This window comes from Lentzea sp. NPDC036949, assembly GCF_055608075.1.
Genome location: NZ_JBVJRA010000008.1, coordinates 408,223 through 427,445, shown reverse-complemented (window position 1 = coordinate 427,445; position 19,223 = coordinate 408,223). Strand labels below are relative to the sequence as shown.

Sequence of the window (19,223 nt, the reverse complement as noted above, 5' to 3'; positions counted from 1 at the left end):
ACGCGGGGTTCTCCTCCTGCGACCCGGGCCGGATCTACCTGCCGGTGATCATGGACCCGGTCTACGGCTACCAGGGCCTCAACGTCGAGGCGCAGCTCAACAACTCCTCGTCGCTGCTCAACTGGACCCGGCACATGATCGAGGTGCGCAAGCAGCACCACGCGTTCGCCGAGGGCGACTTCACCGAGCTGGGCGGCTCGAACCCGAGCGTCCTGGCCTACAAGCGGATGTGGAAGCGCCCCGACGGGCGCGAGGACATCGTCCTGTGCGTGAACAACCTCTCCCGCTTCCCGCAACCGGTCGAGCTGGACCTCTCCGAGCACCGCGACTACACGCCGGTGGAACTGACCGGAGGTGTCAAATTCCCCTCGATCGGGGAACTCCCCTACCTGTTGACCCTTCCCGGTCACGGTTTCTACTGGTTCCAGCTGGTAGAGGCGGGCGACGACAGCGAGATGAGGTGAGGCGCGCATGATCGACCCGGACGAGCTCGCCGACAAGCTGGTCGGCACCCTGCCCGACGTCCTGCCGACGCTGCGGTGGTTCGGCGGCAAGGACCGCGCGATCACCGCCGTCCGTCCACTGCGGACGACCCCGCTCACCGACGACCTGGTGCACTGCGTCGTCGAGGTGGAGCAACCCGGCCGCACCGAGGCCTACCAGCTCGTGATCAGCGAGCACTCGGACGGCTTCGACGCGACGGCCGACCCGGAGCGCAACGGCCTGCTGCTGGAGAAGATCGCCGCCGGCGATCGGGTCAACGGCATCGAGTTCGCGCACGAGCCGGGCGTCGAGCTGCGCACGGCGCTGCGCGGCCGCCCGATCGGCGTCGAGCAGTCGAACACGTCGCTGATCTACGGCCAGCAGTACATCCTGAAGATCTTCCGCAAGCTCGCCCGCGGCGAGAACCGCGACCTGGTCATGCACCGGGCGCTGCAGTCGGTGGGCTGCGAGCACATCGCCCGCCCGCTCGGCTCGATCTCGACGACGCTCGACGGCGAGCCGGTCACGCTCGCGATGCTGCAGGAGTTCCTGCCGGACGCGGTCGAGGGCTGGGACATGGCCAAGACCTCGGTGCGCGACCTGATGGCCGAGGCCGACCTGCACGCGTTCGAGGTGGGCGGCGACTTCGCCGGCGAGGCGCAGCGGCTCGGGCACGCGGTGGCCAAGGTGCACGCCGACCTCGCGGAGGCGCTGGGCACCCGCATGGCCGACGACGACGCGGTCACCCGCGCCATCGCGGGCATGCAGCGGCGCCTGGACACCGTCCTGGAGGCGGTGCCGGAGCTGGGCCGCTACGAGAGCGCGCTGCGCGCGTCGTTCGACGAGGCCCGCAGGCACGTCGGGGCGATCCCGATCCAGCACGTCCACGGCGACCTGCACCTGGGTCAGGTGCTGCGGACCGTGCACGGCTGGCTGCTGATCGACTTCGAGGGCGAGCCGGCCGCCGGTGTCGAGGAGCGCAACGCGCTGCGGTCGCCGTTGCGCGACGTGGCGGGGATGCTGAGGTCGTTCGACTACGCGGCCAGGCAGCTGCTCGTCGGCCAGCCCGACGACGACCAGCTCGCCTACCGCGCGATGGAGTGGACGAAGCGCAACCGGGCCGCGTTCTGCGACGGCTACGCCGAGGTGGCGGCCGACCCGCGGGACAACGCGCACCTGCTGCGCGCGTTCGAGCTGGACAAGGCGGTCTACGAGGTCGCTTACGAGCACGCCAACAGGCCGGAGTGGTTGACGGTGCCGCTGTCGTCGATCGCCCGGATGACTTCTGGAGGAGAGTAAGCCGTGAAGGCCGACCTGGACCGACTCCTGTCCGGTGCGCACCACGACCCGCACTCGGTGCTGGGTGTGCACACCGTCGGCGACCAGGTGGTCGCGCGGGCCCTGCGGCCCGGCGCGACCTCGGTCGCCGTGGCGTGGGGTGACAAGCAGGTCGAGCTGCCGCGCATCGCCGACGGCCTCTTCGAGGGCGAGCTGCCGGAGGCGCCCGGCGACTACCGGCTGCTCGTGTCCTACGGCGACCGCACGATCGAGGTCGACGACCCGTACCGGTGGCTGCCCACCGTCGGCGAGCTGGACCTGCACCTGATCGGCGAGGGCCGCCACGAACGGCTGTGGGACGTGCTCGGCGCGCACGTGCGGTGCTACGAGACGGTCACCGGTGACGTCACCGGTGTGTCGTTCGCCGTCTGGGCGCCGAACGCGCGCGGTGTGCGCGTGACGGGTGACTTCGACGGCTGGGACGGGCGCGCGAACCCGTTGCGGTCCATGGGGTCCTCCGGTGTGTGGGAGGTGTTCCTCCCGAACGTGCCGGTGGGCTCGCGGTACAAGTTCCGCATCCTCGGCGCCGACGGCGTGTGGCACGAGAAGGCCGACCCGATGGCGTTCGCCACGGAGGTGCCGCCGCAGACGGCGTCGGTGGTCACGCGGTCGGAGCACGAGTGGCAGGACGCCGAGTGGACGGCCCGGCGTGCGGCGACGCAGTGGGCGAACGCGCCGATGTCGATCTACGAGGTGCACCTCGGGTCGTGGAAGCCCGGCCTGAGCTACCGGCAGCTCGCGACCGAGCTCGCCGACTACTGCGAGGACATGGGCTTCACGCACGTCGAGCTGCTGCCCGTGGCCGAGCACCCGTTCGGCGGTTCGTGGGGCTACCAGGTCACCTCCTACTACGCGCCGACCTCGCGGTTCGGCACCCCGGACGACTTCCGGTTCTTCGTCGACGCCCTGCACCAGCGCGGCATCGGCGTGCTGGTCGACTGGGTGCCCGCGCACTTCCCCAAGGACAGCTGGGCGCTCGCGAAGTTCGACGGCACCCCGCTCTACGAGCACGCCGACCCGCGTCGCGGTGAGCAGCTCGACTGGGGCACGTACGTCTTCGACTTCGGCCGCAACGAGGTGCGCAACTTCCTCGTGGCGAACGCGCTGTTCTGGATCGAGGAGTTCCACCTCGACGGGCTGCGCGTGGACGCCGTGGCGTCGATGCTCTACCTCGACTACTCGCGGCCGGAGGGCCAGTGGCTGCCCAACGAGCACGGCGGCCGGGAGAACCTGGAGGCGGTCCGGTTCCTGCAGGAGCTGAACGCGACGGTCTACAAGCGGCACCCCGGCATCGTGATGATCGCCGAGGAGTCGACGGCGTGGCCGGGCGTGACGCGGCCGACGCACCTGGGCGGTCTCGGGTTCGGCTTCAAGTGGAACATGGGCTGGATGCACGACACGCTGCACTACCTGTCGCGTGAGCCGGTCCACCGCTCGTTCCACCACAACGAGATGACGTTCTCGCTGGTCTACGCGTGGAGCGAGAACTTCGTGCTGCCGCTCTCGCACGACGAGGTGGTGCACGGCAAGGGCTCGCTGTGGACCCGGATGCCCGGCGACGACTGGAACAAGGCGGCGGGCGTGCGGTCGCTGCTCGCGTTCATGTGGGCGCACCCCGGCAAGCAGCTGCTGTTCATGGGCGGCGAGTTCGGGCAGCGGCAGGAGTGGTCGGAGTCGCGGTCGCTCGACTGGCACCTGGTCGAGCAGGAGCCGCTGCACCAGGGCATCCAGTCGTTGCTGCGCGACCTGAACTCGGTCTACAAGACCGCCGCGGCGCTGTTCTCGCACGACGTGACGCCGGAGGGCTTCCAGTGGATCGACGCGAACGACTCGGGTGGCAACGTCCTGTCGTTCCTGCGGGTCGGTGAGGACGGCTCGACGCTCGCCTGCGTCGCGAACTTCTCCGGTTCGCCGCACCACGACTACCGGGTCGGCCTGCCGTCGACCGGGCGGTGGAAGGAGCTCATGAACACCGACGCGGCGCACTACGGCGGGTCGGGCGTGGGCAACATGGGCGGTGTCGTCGCCGAGGCCAAGCCGTGGCACGGGCGACCCGCGTCGGCGGTCCTGCAGCTGCCGCCCTCGGGCGTGCTGTGGCTCGTGCCGGACCCCGCCGACGAGCTGTGACGCCGGCCGGGGTGCGGCCGCAGCCGGTCGCACCCCGGTCACCGGCGGTGATCTCGCCGGGTGAACCCGATCGGCCCGGCACACGTTGACCATCACATGCGCCTGAGTTCGCCGAGTAGGGCCTCCGTCGAGCCGGGCGGCAGGCACAATGGTGTGATGCGGCACTGGAGCATCGCGCTGATGGTCGTCACCGCCCTGCTCGCCACGGGGTGCACCGCCGGGATACCCGGCCGTCCCCGTGCCGCCAAGGTGGTCAAGCAACAACCCGCCAACCCGACGATCCAGGTCCGCGGCAGCGACAACGGCCGCATCGACCAGCTCGCGGCGACGGCGCTCACGGACATCGAGGTCTTCTGGACCGACTCGTTCCAGAAGACGTTCGGCAAGCCGTGGAAGAAGCTGAGCGGCGGCTACTACTCCGTCGACACCGCGGACTCGGCCGCCAAGCCGCCGCCGTGCACGCAGAAGGCCGCCGACGTGGAGGGCAACGCGTTCTACTGCCCCTCGGCCGACGCCATCGCCTGGGACCGCTCGTCGCTGCTGCCCGTGCTGGAGGACCGCTTCGGCGAGGCCGCCGTGGTCGTCGTGCTGGCCCACGAGGTCGGCCACGCCGTGCAGAACCGCATGGGCATCACGCCGGAGGCGGAGCGCCGTGAGCCGGACAAGTACCCGACGATCCTCACCGAGGCGCAGGCCGACTGCTTCGCGGGCTCGTTCGTCCGGCACGTCACCGACGGCGACTCCGAGTACCTCGACATCGGCACCGACGCGCTGGACAAGGCGCTGGGCGCGCTGATCACGTTCCGCGACCCGGTCGGCACCTCACCGGAGGACGAGCAGGCGCACGGCAGCGCGTTCGACCGCGTGGCCGCCTTCCAGGACGGCTTCGAGCAGGGCCCCAAGTTCTGCGCCGCCATGTCCGTGCAGAACCGCACGTTCACCCAGCGCGCCTTCACGAGCACCCGCGACCGCGCGAACGGCGGCAACCTGCCGTTCGACGAGATGCTGGAGTCGGTCACCCCCGACCTCGACACGTACTTCAAGACGCTGGCCACGACCCAGAGCAAGACCTGGCCGACTGTGCGCGCCGAGGCCGCGTCCAGCGAGCCGGACTGCTCCGGTGACCAGGGCCCGGTCGCCTACTGCCCGTCGGACAAGACCATCAAGATCGACACCAAGGACGAGCTGCCCGCGCTGCACAAGGAGCTCGGCGACTACGCCACCGGCACGCTGATCGCCACCCGGTACGCACTGGCCGAGCTGGCCGTCCTCGGCAAGCCGACCGAGGGCGAGGAGGCCTCGAAGGCCGCGCTGTGCCTGGCCGGCGCGTACACCGGCGCGGTGTTCCAGCGGCAGGACGGGTTCGGGCTGTCGCCGGGCGACTTCGACGAGGCGGTGACGGTGCTGCTGCGGTTCGACTACGCGGCCCGCGACGCGACCGGCGGTGACGCGGTGGACCCCGGCTTCGAGCGGGTGGCCCGGTTCCGCGAAGGGGTGTTCGAGGGTCCGAAGAAGTGCGGGCTGAACTGATCTCGCGCCCGGCAGCCGAAAGCCCGCAGCGGACCGTTCCGCTGCGGGCTTCACTGTGCCGGGGGCGGTCAGCTCGACTGGAGCGAGATCTTCGCGCCGGGGATCTTCAGGGTGCCGCCGGCCAGGTCCGCGTTGCGCACCGTGACCTCGGTGAACGACGCGATCGGCACGTTCAGCGGCGGCGGGTGGGCCGCGGTGTAGTCGACCGGGATCTTGATGCCGAGGATGTCCAGGTTCCCCTTGAGCTGCACGGTGAACAGCTCGATCCTGGCCGGTGAGCCGAACGGGACCGAGACCGTGGACGTGCTGCCGGGCGCGGCCCTCGTCACGAGCTGCACGCCGGGTGAGACCTCGCCGGTCTGCACCAGGTCGCGGATCTTCATGTCGGTGGCCGTGAACTTGAGGACCTTCACGACCTGGCCGTTCAGCACCGAGTCGACGACGCCCGCGAAGTTCAGGCCGACCAGGTCGAGCCGGGAGGCGGTGAGGGTCCACTCCCTGCCGCCCGCCGCCGGGGCAGGGGCCGGTGGCGGGGTGGCCGGCGTCGACGGCGGCACCGTGCTCGGCGGTGGGGCCGGCACGGACGACGACGCCGGCGGCGGGGTGGAGCTGCCCGGCGGGGTGCCCGGTGGCGTGCTGCTCGACGGCGGTGCGACGGAGCTGCTCGTGGGGGCCTGGGTGGTGCTCACGGGCGGCGGTACCGACGGGTCGGCGGGGTCGGCGGACGGTTGCTGGACGGCGAGCAGCGCGATCAGGGCCACGGCGGCCATCGGCGGTGCCGGGTTCTCCAGGGAGAGCTCCGACCGGCCCTTCCTCCTGCGCTTCTCCCCCGGCGCCTTCGGTTCCTTCGGCACGTCGGTCCACGCCACGGCGAGCGCGCCGCCGAGCAGGCTGAGGACGGTGCCGAGCAGGAAGCCGCCGAGGTTCGTCGTCACCAGCGCCACCAGCGACAGCAGCACGGTGACGATGCCGGAGGCGAGCCGGAACCCCGGCGCGATCCACAGCGACAGACCGCAGATGATCAGCAACGTGCCGATCAGCAGCGCGGAGACGCCGCCGATCGTCTTGATCGAGATGATCATGTCGCCGAGCTTCACGCCGACGAACGGCGGGAACAGGATGACCATCGCACCGGCGATGACGAACAGGCCGGCCCAGAAGGGCCGGCCACGCCGCCACGCGGTGAAGCTGCGCCAGAGCCTCAGAAGCACTCGTTCTGCCCCTGCTTCAAGCTCAGGTTCATCCCCTTGAACTTGATGGACTGGGCCGTCGTGCTCCACGCGACCTGCCGCAGCGCCGCGATGTTGACGGTGTCGGCCTGCATGCCGAACGACCCCGGCAGGCCCTTCAGGCCCTCCGGGCCCTTGGACAGCGTGCCGGCGTCGATGCCGATCTGCGGGTTGCCCAGCGTCAGGTCACCGCTGATGTCGGTGAGCCCGACGACCAGGTTGGTCGCCTCCATGCCGCCCTTGCCGCCGGCCTCGATGCGCATCGTGAGGTCGCCGACGACCGGCATGTCGGGGACGAAGACCGACTGGCAGAACTTGTCGAGCGATGCCGACTTGAAGCCGTTCACCGCGACCGGGTGCACCTGACCGGACCCGGCGTCCACCCCGCCGAACTGGACGTACCCCTGGCCCGTCAAGCCGTCAGCTGACACCTTGAAACTGCTGCCGGACACCGAGAACGAGGCGGCCAGCGCTCCTTGGGACATGCCGAAGAGGAGCACACCGGCGCCCACGGCACCGATGCCGAGCACCCCGACGAACCGTGCCCAGCGCGTTCTTCCCATACCGCCAAACTCCTTCCACGCCGAAGGCTTGCGTGGGGGGACTGTGCGCTCCGGAACATCGGCGGGACAAGGAAACGAGTCCGTGCAGTCTTGAAATCACCCCACGGGGTGAGGGAGTTTCACGTTTGGCCGCTGGTGGTTCCCTCACCAGGCCCAGAGGGCACTGAGTAGCCTCTGACCATGGGGATCGGACGCCTGGCCGCAGCGCTCACCACCGTCGTCGCGCTGGCGGGATGCTCCTCCGTGGTCGAGGGAGCACCGAAGGGCGAGCGGCCCGACCCCACGAAGGTCGCGGGCCTCGCGATCACCAACGGCCCGTCCGGCGCCAAGCCCGGCGTGCCGAACGCCGACCTGTCCGTCGAGAACGGCGACGGCGGCGAGATGGACCAGCTCGCGATCAACACGCTCGCCGACGTCCAGGAGTTCTGGAAGGACGAGATGCCGAAGGCGTTCGGCGGCAAGGCGTTCGAGCCGGTGAAGCGGTTCATCTCCTACGACTCCAACGGCAAGGGCGTCGAGGTCTGCCGCCTCAACACCACCGGCATCGCCAACGCGTTCTACTGCGCGGTCGACGACAGCATCACCTGGGACCGCGGCGAGCTGCTGCCGATGCTCAAGGACGCGTTCGGCCCGATGGCCGTCGTCACCGTTCTCGCGCACGAGATGGGCCACGCCGTGCAGTACAAGCTCGGTGCCGCGTCCGGCATCGGGCCGAACACCCAGTCGATCGTCAAGGAGCAGCAGGCCGACTGCTACACCGGCGTGTTCATGCGCTGGATCGCCGAGAACAGGTCCAAGCACTTCGAGCTGTCCACCGGCGAGGGCCTCAACCAGGTGCTGCAGACCATGTTCTTCATCCGCGACTCCGCCGGCACCTCGTTCGAGAAGCAGGGCGCCCACGGCAGCGCGTTCGACCGCGTCTCCGCCTTCCAGTTCGGGTTCGTGCGCGGTGCCGCCCGCTGCGCCGAGATCAACGAGGCCGAGATCGACAAGCGCATCACCGAACGCCCGTTCTCGTTGCAGGACACCGACCAGGGCCAGGGCCGCGGCAACGCCCGCATCGACCAGGACAAGTACCTCAAGGCGCTGGAGGAGTCGCTGCGCGACGCCTACAGGTCCAGCGGCGCGGCCTTCCCCGCCCTCGACAAGGGCGGCATCAGGTCCTGCGCCGACGCCCAGACGACCTCGCCCGCGTCCTACTGCCCCGCCACGAACCAGGTCCAGCTCGACCTGCCGTCGCTGGTCAAGATCGGCACCCCGCCCAAGCGCGGGCAGAAGGGCGGCATCGGCGACTTCGCCGCGTTCGCCGTCGTGGCGTCCCGCTTCTCGCTGTCCATCCAGAGCGCCACGGGCTTCAGGCTCGACGACGACGCGGCGGGCCAGCGCACGGCGTGCCTCACCGGGGCGTGGGCGGGGCTCACCAACCGCCCCGACCCCGCCGCGGGTCTGCGGCTGTCCCCCGGCGACCTCGACGAGGCCGTGGCCGAGCTGCTCGCCGACGACAGCCTCATCGCGGCCGACGTGAACGGCAAGGCGGTGCCCTCCGGGTTCGCACGGGTGGAGGCCTTCGCCGACGGGTTCTTCCGCGGTTCCGCGCTGTGCGTGAAGAAGTACTCGGTTTGACCCTTTGATCGACGCCGGTCGATACTTTTCCGGTGCTGACCGATGAAGCCACCACGTACGCCTCGTGGTTCGCGAGCCTGTCCGACCCCACGCGCGTGCGCCTGCTCCACCAGGTCGCGTCCGCGCCCGGCGAGGTCACGGTGGGCGAGCTGACGACGTCGCTCGGCATCAGCCAGTCCACCTGCTCGCACCACGTCCGCAAGCTCTCCGAGGTCGGCTTCCTGCGCGTGCGGCGCGAGGGCACGGCGACGATGGTGTCGGTGAACCCGTCGTGCTGCACCGGTCTGCCGCACGCCGCCGACGCCGTGATGGGCGCGCTGACCACCGGTTCGGTCCGGCCGGTCGCCGGTGTCGCCGTGCGCGCGATGACCGCGGCCGACTGGCCCGACGTCCGCCGCATCTACGGCGAGGGCATCGCCTCGGGCAACGCGACGTTCGAAACCGAGGTCCCGTCCCGCCGCACGCTGGAGCAGAAATGGCTCCCGGACCACCGCTGGATCGCGGTGGTGGACGGTTCCGTGGCGGGCTGGGCCTCGGCCGCCCCGGTCTCACCGCGCGAGTGCTACGCGGGCGTGGCCGAGACCTCGATCTACGTGAGCGACGCGTTCCAGGGCCGCGGCGTGGGCAAAACCCTGCTGCACCACCAGGTTTCGGCCGCCGATGCCGACGGCCTGTGGACGTTGCAGGCCGTGATCTTCCCGGAGAACCGCGCCAGCATCGCACTGCACCACCGGGCGGGGTTCCGCACGGTCGGACTCCGCGAACGGATCGCCCAGCACCACGGCAAATGGCGCGACACCGTACTCCTCGAACGCCGCCGCCCCTAATTCAGAGGGTACGCGGGGTCCCCGCGTACCCCAGAAGGGAACGCAGGGCCCCCGCGTGACCTTAAATGGGAACGTGGGGGGCCCGCGTGCCCCGGAAGGGGACGTGGGGGGCCCGCGTGCCGGTCAGTAGAGGGCGGAAGCGAGGTTGCGGCGTGCTGCGGCCACGCGCGGGTCGTCCGCGGGGAACAGCTCGAACAGGCCGACCAGGTGCTGGCGCACGCGGTCGCGGTCGTCCCCGTACACCCGCCGCACGGTGTCGACGAGGCGCTTGAACGCCTCCTCCACCTGCTGCGACGCCACCTGCGCGTCGGCGGCGGCGAGCTGCGCGTCGACGTCGTCCGGTGCGCCGTCCGCCTTCGCGATCACCGCCGGGTCGACGGCCTCGGCCCGCTCGGCGAACCGCGCCTGCGCGAGACCTTCCTTCGCAAGCTCGTTGGACGGTTCGGCGTCGAGGATGTGCTGGTAGGCGGCCTGCGCGGCGGCGTAGTCGCCCCGCTCGAAGGCCTCCTCGGCGGCGACGAACCGCGGGTCCTCTGGGAGCTCCTCCGGCTCGGCCGGCGCGGTGGCGTTGGCCTCGCCGGCGCGGATGCCCGGCAGCCGGTCGCGCAGCGCGTCCAGCAGCCGCGCGATCCACTGCTGCAGCTCGGCGTCAGCGAGCGGGCCGGCGAACGCGTCGATCGGCTGCCCGCCGGCGACGGCCACGGTCGTCGGCACGGACTGCACGCCGAACGCCTGGCCGATGCGCGGGGCCTGCTCCAGGTCGACCCGCGCGAGGATCCACGAGCCGCCCGACGGCTGGGCGAGCCGCGTGAGCGACGCGGCCAACTGCTGCGACTCCGGGCTGTAGGAGGCACCCAGCAGCACCACGACGGGCACCTGCAGGGACTGCTCGACCACCGCCTGGAACGACGCCTCTGTGACGTCCACGATCCACGGCGCGGACCCGTTCGGAGCTCCGGCGGGACCGGCGGCGGGAGCGGGCGACGCGGCCGCCTGGCGGGCGGCGTCGGCGCGCGCCTTCAGGGCACCCAGGTCGACGGCGCCCGAGAGCGCGGCGGACAGTGCGGCGGTCTTGCGAGGATCAGGCCTTGTCACGTGTTCCATCCTGGCACGGCTAGTTCCCGGACCGGGTCCAGGGCCATCGGGTTGACGCGCATCGCCTCGTTGCCCGAAGCGATGCGTAGTGCAAGCGGTGTCATCAGGTCGACGAACCGCTCGGTTCGCTGTCCTCCCAGCGCTTCCCACGGCGCGCGGGCGGCCTCGTCGGTCGCCCGTTCCACCGCGGCGAGGTCACCGGGCAGGTCGGCGGCTTCCCATTCTTCCTCCGTCCACCCCCTCGCCGCCCGCATGTACGCCGGATCGAGGGAATGCTCACGCGCGTAGAGCGCAAGCGCTTGGCACGGTCCCACACCGTGGGCCACGAGCGCAGCCACATGCCCATCTCCACGCGACTCGCGCAAGATCGTGCACGCGTGCCACAGCGCCAGGTGCGGCTCGTCGGGCCACGGCAGCGCGCGGTTCGCCGCGGCCAGCGGGCGGCCCGCGATCGGAGCGGCCTCGGCGGCGTCCCGCGCGAGCGCGGCCAGCTCGGTGATCTCGGGGGTGTCCACCGCGCCGAGCAACCGCCGCAGGGCGCCGTCGACGCCCTCCAGCCGCGCCCGCAGGAACTCCGCCGGTGAGGCGACCTCCCACGCGTCGGGCAGCGCCCGTGCGACCTTGCGCGGGGCGAAGTTGTAGAAGACGGCCGTCACCAGCTCGCGGGAGGCGGCGCCCAGCGGTGCGGCGCGCAGGCCGAAGTAGCCCATCCAGCCGCCCTTGCAGCCCAGCGCGTCGGTTGCCGCGCGGGACTCGGGCGTGAAGTAGGTGACGTCGTGGTACGGCTCGAACCGCAGCCACAGCTGCCTCACATCCACGCCCGACACGCTAACCCAGCGGACGCCGCCGCACGGACCCGCTCACCGGTGCGGCGTAGAGCCCTCGGCCGTTCGTGCGGACCGTTGCTCCACACGGGTCACGGGGTGTCGGCGAGGTGGTCCTCGATCCGCTGCACCTTGGCCTTCAGCTGCCCGGTGTGGCCCGGCCGGATGTCGGCCTTGAGCACGAGCGAGACCCGCGGTGCCGCGGCCTGCACCGCCTCCGTCGCGCGCTTCACGACGTCCATCACCTCGTCCCACTCCCCCTCGACCAAGGTGAACATCGAGTTCGTCTCGTTGGGCAGTCCCGACTCCCGCACGATCCGCACGGCCTCGGCGACGGCCGCGGCCACACTTCCCGACGAGTCCGATGCGGACGGAGCAACGCTGAACGCGACAAGCACACGTGCCTCCCTGGTGATCTCTGCGTGTACTGACTGGTAGCTTCCGTGCACATGACACCGCTGCCGTTCGATCCGATCGCCCGCGCGGCCGAACTGTGGGACGAGCGCGTCGGTTCGGCCACGTCGATGGCCGCCGTCACGAGCGTCATGCGTGTCCAGCAAATCATCCAGTCCGCGGTGGACGCAGCCCTCAAGCCGCACGGGCTCACGTTCGCCCGCTACGAGGCGCTGGTGCTGCTGTTCTTCTCCCGCAAGGGCGCGCTGCCGATGCGGGTCATGGGCGAGCGCCTGCAGCTGCACCCGACGTCGGTCACGAACATCGTCGACCGGCTGGAGAGCGACGGCCTGGTCCGCCGCACGCCGCACCCGACCGACCGCCGCACGACGCTGGTGGAGATCACCGAGGCCGGTCTGCAGCGCCGGGAGGCGGCGACCGAGGCGGTCGTGCGGGTCAACCTCGGGCTCAAGGGACTCACCGACCGGCAGACCGAGCAGCTCACCGACCTGCTCGCCAAGGTGCGCAGGGCCAGCGGCGACTTCGAGGACTAATTCGGTTGGCACGCGACCGGAGCTGTGGCGTCATGGGCGGGTGATCCGAAACCGCCCTGACCGCTCGATCGTCGCCCTCGTCAGCACCCCGAGCGGGTTCGCCGGGCGCACCGGTGTCCTGCCGGTGCCGACCCCGGAGTGGAACCACGTCGAGCCGGTCAACGCCGTGCTGCGGGAGCTGCTGGGTGTCGAGACGAGCGTGCTGCGGCTGGTGTCGGTCGAGGGCGGCCAGGTGCCATGGGGCGGCACGGTCACCTACCACGTGCAGGCGCACGGCGAGCCCGACCGCTCGAAGCTGAGCCCGGCGGCCGAACCCGCGCCCGACGCCGAGCACCGGTTGCCGTGGGCGCGGCTCGGCGGTCCCGCGGAGCTGGTGGCGTGGGCCGACACCGCGGTCACCCGCACTGGCCCTGCCGTGCAGGTCAGGACGTGGAACCTGTCGAGCGTGCACCGGCTGCCCACCGCGGGCGGCCCGGTGTGGCTCAAGGCCGTGCCGCCGTTCTTCTGCGACGAGGGCGCCGTGCTCAAGACGGTCGCGGCGCACGACCCGACGCTCGTGCCGGCGGTGCTCGCGTCCGCGCCGGGCCGGGTGCTGCTGAGCCAGGCGGAGGGCGGCAACTGCTGGGACCTGACGCCGGAGCTGGTCGAGCGGGTCGTGCCGCGCTGGGTCGCCGTGCAGCACGCGCTGGCCGGCGAGCCGCAGCTGCCGCCGTCGGTCGTGCCGATGCCGTCGTTCGGGCTGCCGGACACCCTCGTGCACGGCGACTTCCACCCCGGCAACTGGCGCGACAGCGGCGTCGTGATCGACTGGTCCGACGCGTGCTGGGGCCACCCGGCGCTCGACGCGTGCCGGCTGACCGAGTTCACCCCGCACCTGAGCGACGTGATCAGCCGGGTGTGGAGCGAGGCCTGGCTGCGGCACCGCCCGGACAGCGAGCCGCTGAAGGCGCTCGACGTCGCCCGTCGTGCCTCACGGCTGCACAACGCGGTGAAGTACCAGGAGTTCCTGGACAACATCGAGGCGTCCGAGCGGATCTACCACGAGGGCGACCAGGAGGCCGAGCTCAGAGCTGTTCGGGAGCTGCCCGTTCGGTGAGGCGGCCGGTCTTCGCGGCCCAGCGCTCGAAGATCACCGTGCCGAACGGCGGGATGCTGGAGAGCAGGCCCAGCAGCAGCGTGCGGGTGTCCCACCGCAGCGGCTCCTTCGCCATGAGCGTGACGAGGATGAAGGCGACGAAGACGAAGCCGTGGATCGGGCCGAAGACCTTGACGCCGATCTCGTTCTGCACCACGACGTACTTGAAGAACATCCCGAGCAGCAGCCCCGCCCAGGAGATCGCCTCGGCGAGGGCGAGGATGCGGAACCGTCCGGCCGCGCTGGAGAACGTCATGGCTCCCCATCATGAACCGTGATGGGGAGCACAACGCCACCGGGGTTGTCTATTTATGTCCTATTCCTCCCATTTGAAGACACGGGAGGCGAGGAACCCGACCACGAGCGCGAACCCGGTGAGGACAGCGGCCGGCACCACCAGCGCCTCGACCCCCTTGCCGCGCACCAGCACGTCGAGCATGCCGTCGTTCATGTGCCGCAACGGGAACACCTTCGACACCGCCTGCAGCCACCCCGGCGCCTGGTCGACCGGGAAGAACGTGCCGGACAGGAACGCCATCGGCAGCACCACGATGTTCGCCGCGGCCGACGCGGACTCCTCGGTCTTCGCGAACGCGCCGACGAGCATGCCGAGCGCGAAGAACGCGACCGTCCCCAGCAGCAGCAACGGAATCGCCAGCCACCAGTGCCCCGAGAGCCGCAGCCCGAACACCGGCAGCATCGCGATGCCGACGAAGATCGCGCCCTGCACCAGCGCGACGCCCGCGCTGACGAGCACCCGCGACGACAGCACCGCGGTCGTGGACACCGGCGCGAGCCTGATCCGCCGCAGCACCTGCTTGCGCCGCCACGACACCAGCGTCAGCGCGGAGCCGAACACCGCCGACACCGCCACGCCCCACGACAGGATGCCCGGCGTCAGGTACTGGATCGGCTTGAGCGAGGCGTCCTCGACCTTCTCGGCGGCGAAGGTGAACCGCGGCGGCTGGCCCGTGGCGGCGAGGTTGGTCTTGTCCACGAACCCGTTCACGATCCCGAGGACGGTCGCCGACTGGACCTGGTCGCTCTGCGCGTAGCGGACGTCGAGCGTCTGGCCGCGCACGATCAGCGCGGCCAGCAGGTCGCCGTCCTTCACCTTCTGCAAGGCGGCGTTCTCGTCGTCGAACGCCTCCAGCTCCAGCACACCGCTGTCCCTGAGCGAGCTGACCACCGGGCCGTCGCCGACCACCGCGATCTTCGTCTTGTCCGTGCCCACGTCCCGCAGGAGCAGACCGAAGATCACCAGGAACATCAGCGGGAACAGGAAGGTGAAGAACAGCGTCACCCTGTCCCGGACGAACCCCTTGAACATCGCGAGCGAAAGCGTTCTGAACGCGGTCATGCGCGGTACTCCCGCCCGGTCAGGTCGAGGAAGACGTCTTCGAGGGTGGCCGTGCGGACCTGGAGGCCGTCGAGCGCACCGCGGTCGGCGAGCGCGGACAGCACCGGCGCGGGGCGGCGGGTGGAGATCGTCAGCGAGACCTCGTCCTCGTGCGCCTCCTCGACACCGTCGAGCGCGGTGGCGTCCACGACGGACAGCAGGCCCTTCTGCAGCGTCACGTGGGTCGGTGCGTCCAGGCCGCGCACGAGCACCGCCGGCGGGTCGAGAGCGAGCACCCTGCCCCTGTCCATGATGGCGACGCGGTCGCAGAGGATCTCGGCCTCGTCGAGGTAGTGCGTGGTGTAGACGATGGTCTTGCCGCGCTCCCGGATGGCCCGCAGCACGTCCCAGAGGTTGCGCCGGGCCTGCGGGTCGAGCGCGGCCGTGGGCTCGTCCAGGAACACGATGTCCGGGTCGTGCACGAGCGCGCACGCGATGGAGAGCCGTTGCCGCTGCCCACCGGAGAGCTTGTTCTCCTGCTCGTTCGCCTTGTCGGCGAGGCCGACGAGCTCCAGCATGTCCGCGGCGGTGCCGGGGCTCACGCCGTAGAGCGAGCCGAACGTCTGCAACTGCTCCTTCGCCGTCAGCTTCTCGAAGAACGACGACGCCTGCAGCTGCACACCGATGCGCGGCAACAACTTCGTGTTGCGCGGCCACGGGCTCTCGCCGAGCAGCGACACCTCACCGCTGTCGGGCTCGCGCAGGCCTTCGACGATTTCCAGCGTCGTCGTCTTACCGGCGCCGTTGGGCCCCAGAATGCCGAAGAACTCGCCCTCGGCCACGGTGAACGAGACCCCGTCCACCGCTTTCAGCTCGCCGTAGCTCTTGCGGACGTCCCGCACCACGACCGCCGACCGTTCCTGCGTCATGGCGCGACGGTAGGTCAGCGGCAGGTCCCGCACGCCGCGGATCGACCAAAGTCGTCGCGAAGTCGAGACGAAAGCCGTCAGCCGCCCGCGACCAGCAGCGGGCGTTCGGTGTGGACGTCGGCCGACCTGCGCAGCGCGGCGGCGAACTGCTCGAACCGCGCCCGCGGCACGGCCGTGCGGACCTCGCCCAGCGCCTGCCACGCGAGGCGGTGCTCCGCGGTCTCGGCGAGCCGCGGCACCGGACCGCCCATGACGTCCCCGGCGAACGCGAGCGCGACGGTCGCCGCCCGCAGGCACGCGGTCGCGAGGGTCACGCAGTCCTCGACGAGCGGGCCGTCACCACCGGGGCGCACGACCCCGCCGACGGCGAACCGGACGACCTGCATCAGCGCGAGGTGCAGGCGCTGGCCGGCCAGGACGCGCTGGTGCGACAGGTCCTCGGAACCGGTGCCGGGCATCACGACGGTCATGCCGACCTGGGGCCGGCGCAGGACGTGGTCGAAGAGGGCGGTGGGCGCCCACACCAGGGTGCGCCAGGCGTCCCCGCCCAGCGAGGTGCCCATGCGGGTGGCGTTGCCGAGGACGTCGAGGTAGGCGGTGAGGACGCCGGACAGGAACACGGCGCCGCTGTCACCGCCGGCCCTGGTGATGCCCAGCCGCCGGTCGTCGGCGAGGTGGCCGTCGCAGGGTCCGGGCTCCCACCCGATGACGTCGCTGCTCGCCAGCACCACGCGGGCCAGCCGCTGGTGCACGGGCGAGGCGGACAGCACCGTGTCGTCCAGCCCCATCCGGGCGAGCACGGACGCCGCGTGCCGCACCGACTCGCGGTGCCGCGGCACGAGGTCGGGGTGCAGCAGGCGGAACGGTTCCACGTCGTCCCCTCCGTTGGTTGTCATCACAATGACCTGCGGGCGGCGGGAAGTCATCCGGATGGGCCGCTGCGTTACGTCTCAGTTGGACTGCACCCAGGCCGCGAGCTGCGCGCGGGTCGACAGGTCGAGCACGGTCTTCACGTTGTGCACGTGCGACTCGACGGTGCGGTGCGAGATCCCCAGGCTGGCCGCGATCTGCGCGTTCGTGAGGCCCTGCGCCACCAGGTCGGCGACCATCCGCTGCCGGTCGCTCAGCACCGCGTCGCGCGCGGCCGCCTCGTCCAGCGCGGTCTCCACGGCGTAGCGGAGGTCCATCGCGCGACCGGCCCGCTCGGCCCGGCTGAAAGCCGCGCGGGGCAAGGCTTCCCGTGCGACATCACGAACGGCGGCGATCTTCCGCCGCCACCACGGTCCCGGCGGGACGTCCCACACCGCGCGCATCTGCCGGCAGGCGGCCAGCAACCGCACCCCGAGCTCGTGCCGCCCGGACAGCACGGCGACCAGGGCGCAGCCCTCGACCGCCTCCAGCACCGCCCGCGGCGCCGCCGCCGACATCCGCGTGCTCTCGGCGAACCGCGCGCCCGCCCTGCCCAGGTCGCCGCGTTCCAGCGCGACGCAGCCGGAGGTGTGCAGGGCGGTGGCCGCGATGTCGGGGCGCCCCAGGTCCGCCAGCACGGGCAGGGCCGCGGACACCAGCTCGTCGGCGCCGTCGACGTCGCCCAGCTCCAGCCGCACCCGGCCGAGGTTCCGGCTCGACACGGCGACGCTCACGTCGTCGCCGTTGCGCACACCCCACTCGATCGACCGGCGCAGGGCCCGCGCCGTGTTCGGCAGGTCGGCCATGCCGTCGTAAGCGCCCGCGACCGTGCGGTAGAGGCGGCACAGGACGAGCTGCTGGCCACCCGCCTCTGCGGTCTCGACCGCCTCCAGCGCGTACCGCACCGCGTCGTCGTGCCGTCCCTCGTGGCTCGCCAGCAGTGACGCGTACTCCAGCGCGAGGACGCGGTAGCGCGCGTCGGCCGCCGTTCGGTCCAGCACCTGCATCAGCACGGTGCTCGCTTCGGCGAAGCAGCCGCGGTCCGAGCAGACCCGCAGCAGGATCGTGGCGAGCATCAGCCGGCGTTCGTCCCACGGCTGCACCAGACGGGCGAACGCGTACGCCACGTTGTCGTACTCCTGGTGCTGCACCTCGACCTGCTCGGGCGTCAGGACCGACGACGTGACACCGGGTTCGCCCATCCCGCACAACCAGTCGACGATCCGGCGCGCGGTCTCGGCGTACTCGCCGCGGCTGCGCAGCTGTTCCTCCGCGTAGAGGCGCACCGACTCCAGCATCCGGAAGCGGCCGTCGTTCTCCCGCACCACCAACGACTTCGCCTGCAACGCGGCGAGCGGCTCGACCACCGGACCGCCGTGCACGACCTCGGCGATGCCCAGCCCGAACCCGCCTGGCAGCAGCGCGAGCCTGCGGAACAGCGCCTCCTCCTGCCCGGTCAGCAGGTCGTGGCTCCACGCGATGGCGGCGCGCAGGCTGCGGTGCCTGCTCTGCCCGTCCGCGTCGGCGAGCAGGTCGAGCCGTTCGTCGAGCCGGTCGGCCAGCTCGCACAGCGGCACCGACCGGATGAGCTTCGCTGCCAGCTCCACCGCGAGCGGGACGCCGTCCAGCCGCGCGCACACGGCGGCGATCTCGGCCTCGTGCTCCGGCGTGGCACTGATCCCGGCCCGGTCGGTGAACAACCGGACGGCGTCGGCCGCCATGCCCCGCACCGGGTAGACCGCCTCCCCGAAGGCGCGCAACGCCTCCCGGCTCGTGGCCAGCACCTGCACCCCGGGACAGCGCGCCAGCAGCGCGTCCACGACGGCACAGCACTCCTCGACGAGGTGCTCGCAGTTGTCGACCAGCAGCACCACCCTGCGTCCGGCCAGCTCCGCGAGCAGCGTGCCGCGCAACCCGGCCCCCGCGTACCGGTGGACGCCGACGGCGTGGGCGAACGCGGGCACCACCTGGTCGGCCGCGCCGACCCGGCTCAGCTCGACCGTGCGCACCTCCACCCGCTTCAGCCGGCCGGCGAGCTCCGCCGCGAGCCGCGTCTTGCCGACACCGGCCGCGCCGACGAGCGTGAGCATCCTGTGCTTGCGCAGCAACACCTGCAGCTCGGCGAGCTCGGTGACGCGTCCGACGAACGCGTCGGCGTGGGCGGGCACCTCGGTGACCACAGTGGACGTACCCGCGGTGCGCCGCCGGTAGGCCCGCTGACGGCACGCGTTCGAGCAGTACCGCGCCCTCGACGGCCGGGGCGCGAAGTGCGTGCCGCACGTCGCACAGGTGCCCATCGCGTGAGTTTACGGCCGATTCGGTGTC

Annotated in this window: 18 protein-coding genes; 8 read left to right on the top strand and 10 right to left on the bottom strand. The window is 71.4% G+C overall.

Annotated elements, in window-relative coordinates:
• The 4 genes from ACZ7CD_RS24765 to ACZ7CD_RS24750 all read left to right on the top strand — a co-directional run.
• On the top strand, positions 1-464 hold a 464-nt coding region (locus ACZ7CD_RS24765), incomplete at its 5' end, for an alpha-glucosidase C-terminal domain-containing protein (protein WP_360395655.1).
• 7 nt (positions 465-471) lie between these two features.
• A complete protein-coding gene (locus tag ACZ7CD_RS24760; protein WP_360395653.1) occupies positions 472-1,782 on the top strand; it encodes a maltokinase N-terminal cap-like domain-containing protein in 1,311 nt (436 codons plus the stop codon).
• 3 nt (positions 1,783-1,785) lie between these two features.
• Positions 1,786-3,948, top strand: a complete 2,163-nt coding sequence (glgB, locus tag ACZ7CD_RS24755; RefSeq protein ID WP_458430526.1) for a 1,4-alpha-glucan branching protein GlgB — start codon at positions 1,786-1,788, stop codon at positions 3,946-3,948.
• 156 nt (positions 3,949-4,104) lie between these two features.
• Positions 4,105-5,478, top strand: coding sequence for a neutral zinc metallopeptidase (locus ACZ7CD_RS24750; RefSeq protein ID WP_458430525.1), 1,374 nt, complete (start codon positions 4,105-4,107; stop codon positions 5,476-5,478).
• A 68-nt stretch (positions 5,479-5,546) separates the two neighbouring features.
• Here ACZ7CD_RS24750 and ACZ7CD_RS24745 read toward each other — a convergent pair whose 3' ends face one another.
• A complete protein-coding gene (locus ACZ7CD_RS24745) occupies positions 5,547-6,689 on the bottom strand; it encodes a DUF6114 domain-containing protein (protein WP_470379754.1) in 1,143 nt (380 codons plus the stop codon).
• On the bottom strand, positions 6,680-7,270 hold the full coding sequence (locus ACZ7CD_RS24740; protein WP_360395645.1) for a DUF6230 family protein: 591 nt from the start codon (positions 7,268-7,270) through the stop codon (positions 6,680-6,682). Before ACZ7CD_RS24740 ends, ACZ7CD_RS24745 begins: the two co-directional genes overlap by 10 nt.
• 180 nt (positions 7,271-7,450) lie before the next feature.
• On the opposite strand from ACZ7CD_RS24740, the gene ACZ7CD_RS24735 reads away from it, so the two are divergent.
• Both ACZ7CD_RS24735 and ACZ7CD_RS24730 read left to right on the top strand, forming a co-directional pair.
• Positions 7,451-8,893 carry a neutral zinc metallopeptidase gene (locus ACZ7CD_RS24735; RefSeq protein WP_360395643.1) on the top strand — a complete coding sequence of 481 codons (1,443 nt, stop codon included), beginning with the start codon at positions 7,451-7,453 and terminating at the stop codon, positions 8,891-8,893.
• Positions 8,894-8,925: 32 nt separating this feature from the next.
• A complete protein-coding gene (locus tag ACZ7CD_RS24730) occupies positions 8,926-9,720 on the top strand; it encodes a helix-turn-helix domain-containing GNAT family N-acetyltransferase (protein ID WP_470379753.1) in 795 nt (264 codons plus the stop codon).
• 123 nt (positions 9,721-9,843) lie between these two features.
• Here the strand turns inward: ACZ7CD_RS24730 and ACZ7CD_RS24725 are convergent, their stop codons facing one another.
• The 3 genes from ACZ7CD_RS24725 to ACZ7CD_RS24715 all read right to left on the bottom strand — a co-directional run bounded on the left by ACZ7CD_RS24725 (position 9,844) and on the right by ACZ7CD_RS24715 (position 12,037).
• Positions 9,844-10,815, bottom strand: coding sequence for a tetratricopeptide repeat protein (locus ACZ7CD_RS24725; protein WP_360395639.1), 972 nt, complete (start codon positions 10,813-10,815; stop codon positions 9,844-9,846).
• On the bottom strand, positions 10,812-11,633 hold the full coding sequence (locus ACZ7CD_RS24720; protein WP_470379752.1) for an SCO6745 family protein: 822 nt from the start codon (positions 11,631-11,633) through the stop codon (positions 10,812-10,814). Before ACZ7CD_RS24720 ends, ACZ7CD_RS24725 begins: the two co-directional genes overlap by 4 nt.
• Before the next feature lie 98 nt (positions 11,634-11,731).
• A complete protein-coding gene (locus ACZ7CD_RS24715; protein ID WP_360395636.1) occupies positions 11,732-12,037 on the bottom strand; it encodes a thiamine-binding protein in 306 nt (101 codons plus the stop codon).
• Positions 12,038-12,088: 51 nt separating this feature from the next.
• Between ACZ7CD_RS24715 and ACZ7CD_RS24710 the strand changes: the two genes are divergently transcribed.
• Together ACZ7CD_RS24710 and ACZ7CD_RS24705 are read left to right on the top strand one after the other, a co-directional pair.
• The gene (locus ACZ7CD_RS24710; protein ID WP_360395634.1) at positions 12,089-12,586 is read left to right on the top strand and encodes a MarR family winged helix-turn-helix transcriptional regulator; all 498 of its coding nucleotides are present in this window, start codon (positions 12,089-12,091) and stop codon (positions 12,584-12,586) included.
• Positions 12,587-12,626: 40 nt separating this feature from the next.
• The gene (locus tag ACZ7CD_RS24705) at positions 12,627-13,682 is read left to right on the top strand and encodes a phosphotransferase family protein (protein ID WP_470379751.1); all 1,056 of its coding nucleotides are present in this window, start codon (positions 12,627-12,629) and stop codon (positions 13,680-13,682) included.
• Here the strand turns inward: ACZ7CD_RS24705 and ACZ7CD_RS24700 are convergent.
• The 5 genes from ACZ7CD_RS24700 to ACZ7CD_RS24680 all read right to left on the bottom strand — a co-directional run bounded on the left by ACZ7CD_RS24700 (position 13,651) and on the right by ACZ7CD_RS24680 (position 19,195).
• On the bottom strand, positions 13,651-13,977 hold the full coding sequence (locus ACZ7CD_RS24700; protein WP_470379750.1) for a DUF3817 domain-containing protein: 327 nt from the start codon (positions 13,975-13,977) through the stop codon (positions 13,651-13,653). The two genes, ACZ7CD_RS24705 and ACZ7CD_RS24700, sit on opposite strands and share 32 nt — an antisense overlap.
• Before the next feature lie 60 nt (positions 13,978-14,037).
• A complete protein-coding gene (locus ACZ7CD_RS24695) occupies positions 14,038-15,081 on the bottom strand; it encodes an ABC transporter permease (RefSeq protein ID WP_470379749.1) in 1,044 nt (347 codons plus the stop codon).
• Positions 15,078-15,989 carry an ABC transporter ATP-binding protein gene (locus tag ACZ7CD_RS24690; protein ID WP_360395627.1) on the bottom strand — a complete coding sequence of 304 codons (912 nt, stop codon included), beginning with the start codon at positions 15,987-15,989 and terminating at the stop codon, positions 15,078-15,080. Before ACZ7CD_RS24690 ends, ACZ7CD_RS24695 begins: the two co-directional genes overlap by 4 nt.
• Before the next feature lie 77 nt (positions 15,990-16,066).
• Positions 16,067-16,885 carry a hypothetical protein gene (locus ACZ7CD_RS24685; RefSeq protein ID WP_360395625.1) on the bottom strand — a complete coding sequence of 273 codons (819 nt, stop codon included), beginning with the start codon at positions 16,883-16,885 and terminating at the stop codon, positions 16,067-16,069.
• 54 nt (positions 16,886-16,939) lie between these two features.
• The gene (locus ACZ7CD_RS24680; RefSeq protein ID WP_470379748.1) at positions 16,940-19,195 is read right to left on the bottom strand and encodes a helix-turn-helix transcriptional regulator; all 2,256 of its coding nucleotides are present in this window, start codon (positions 19,193-19,195) and stop codon (positions 16,940-16,942) included.
• Positions 19,196-19,223: the final 28 nt, after the last annotated feature.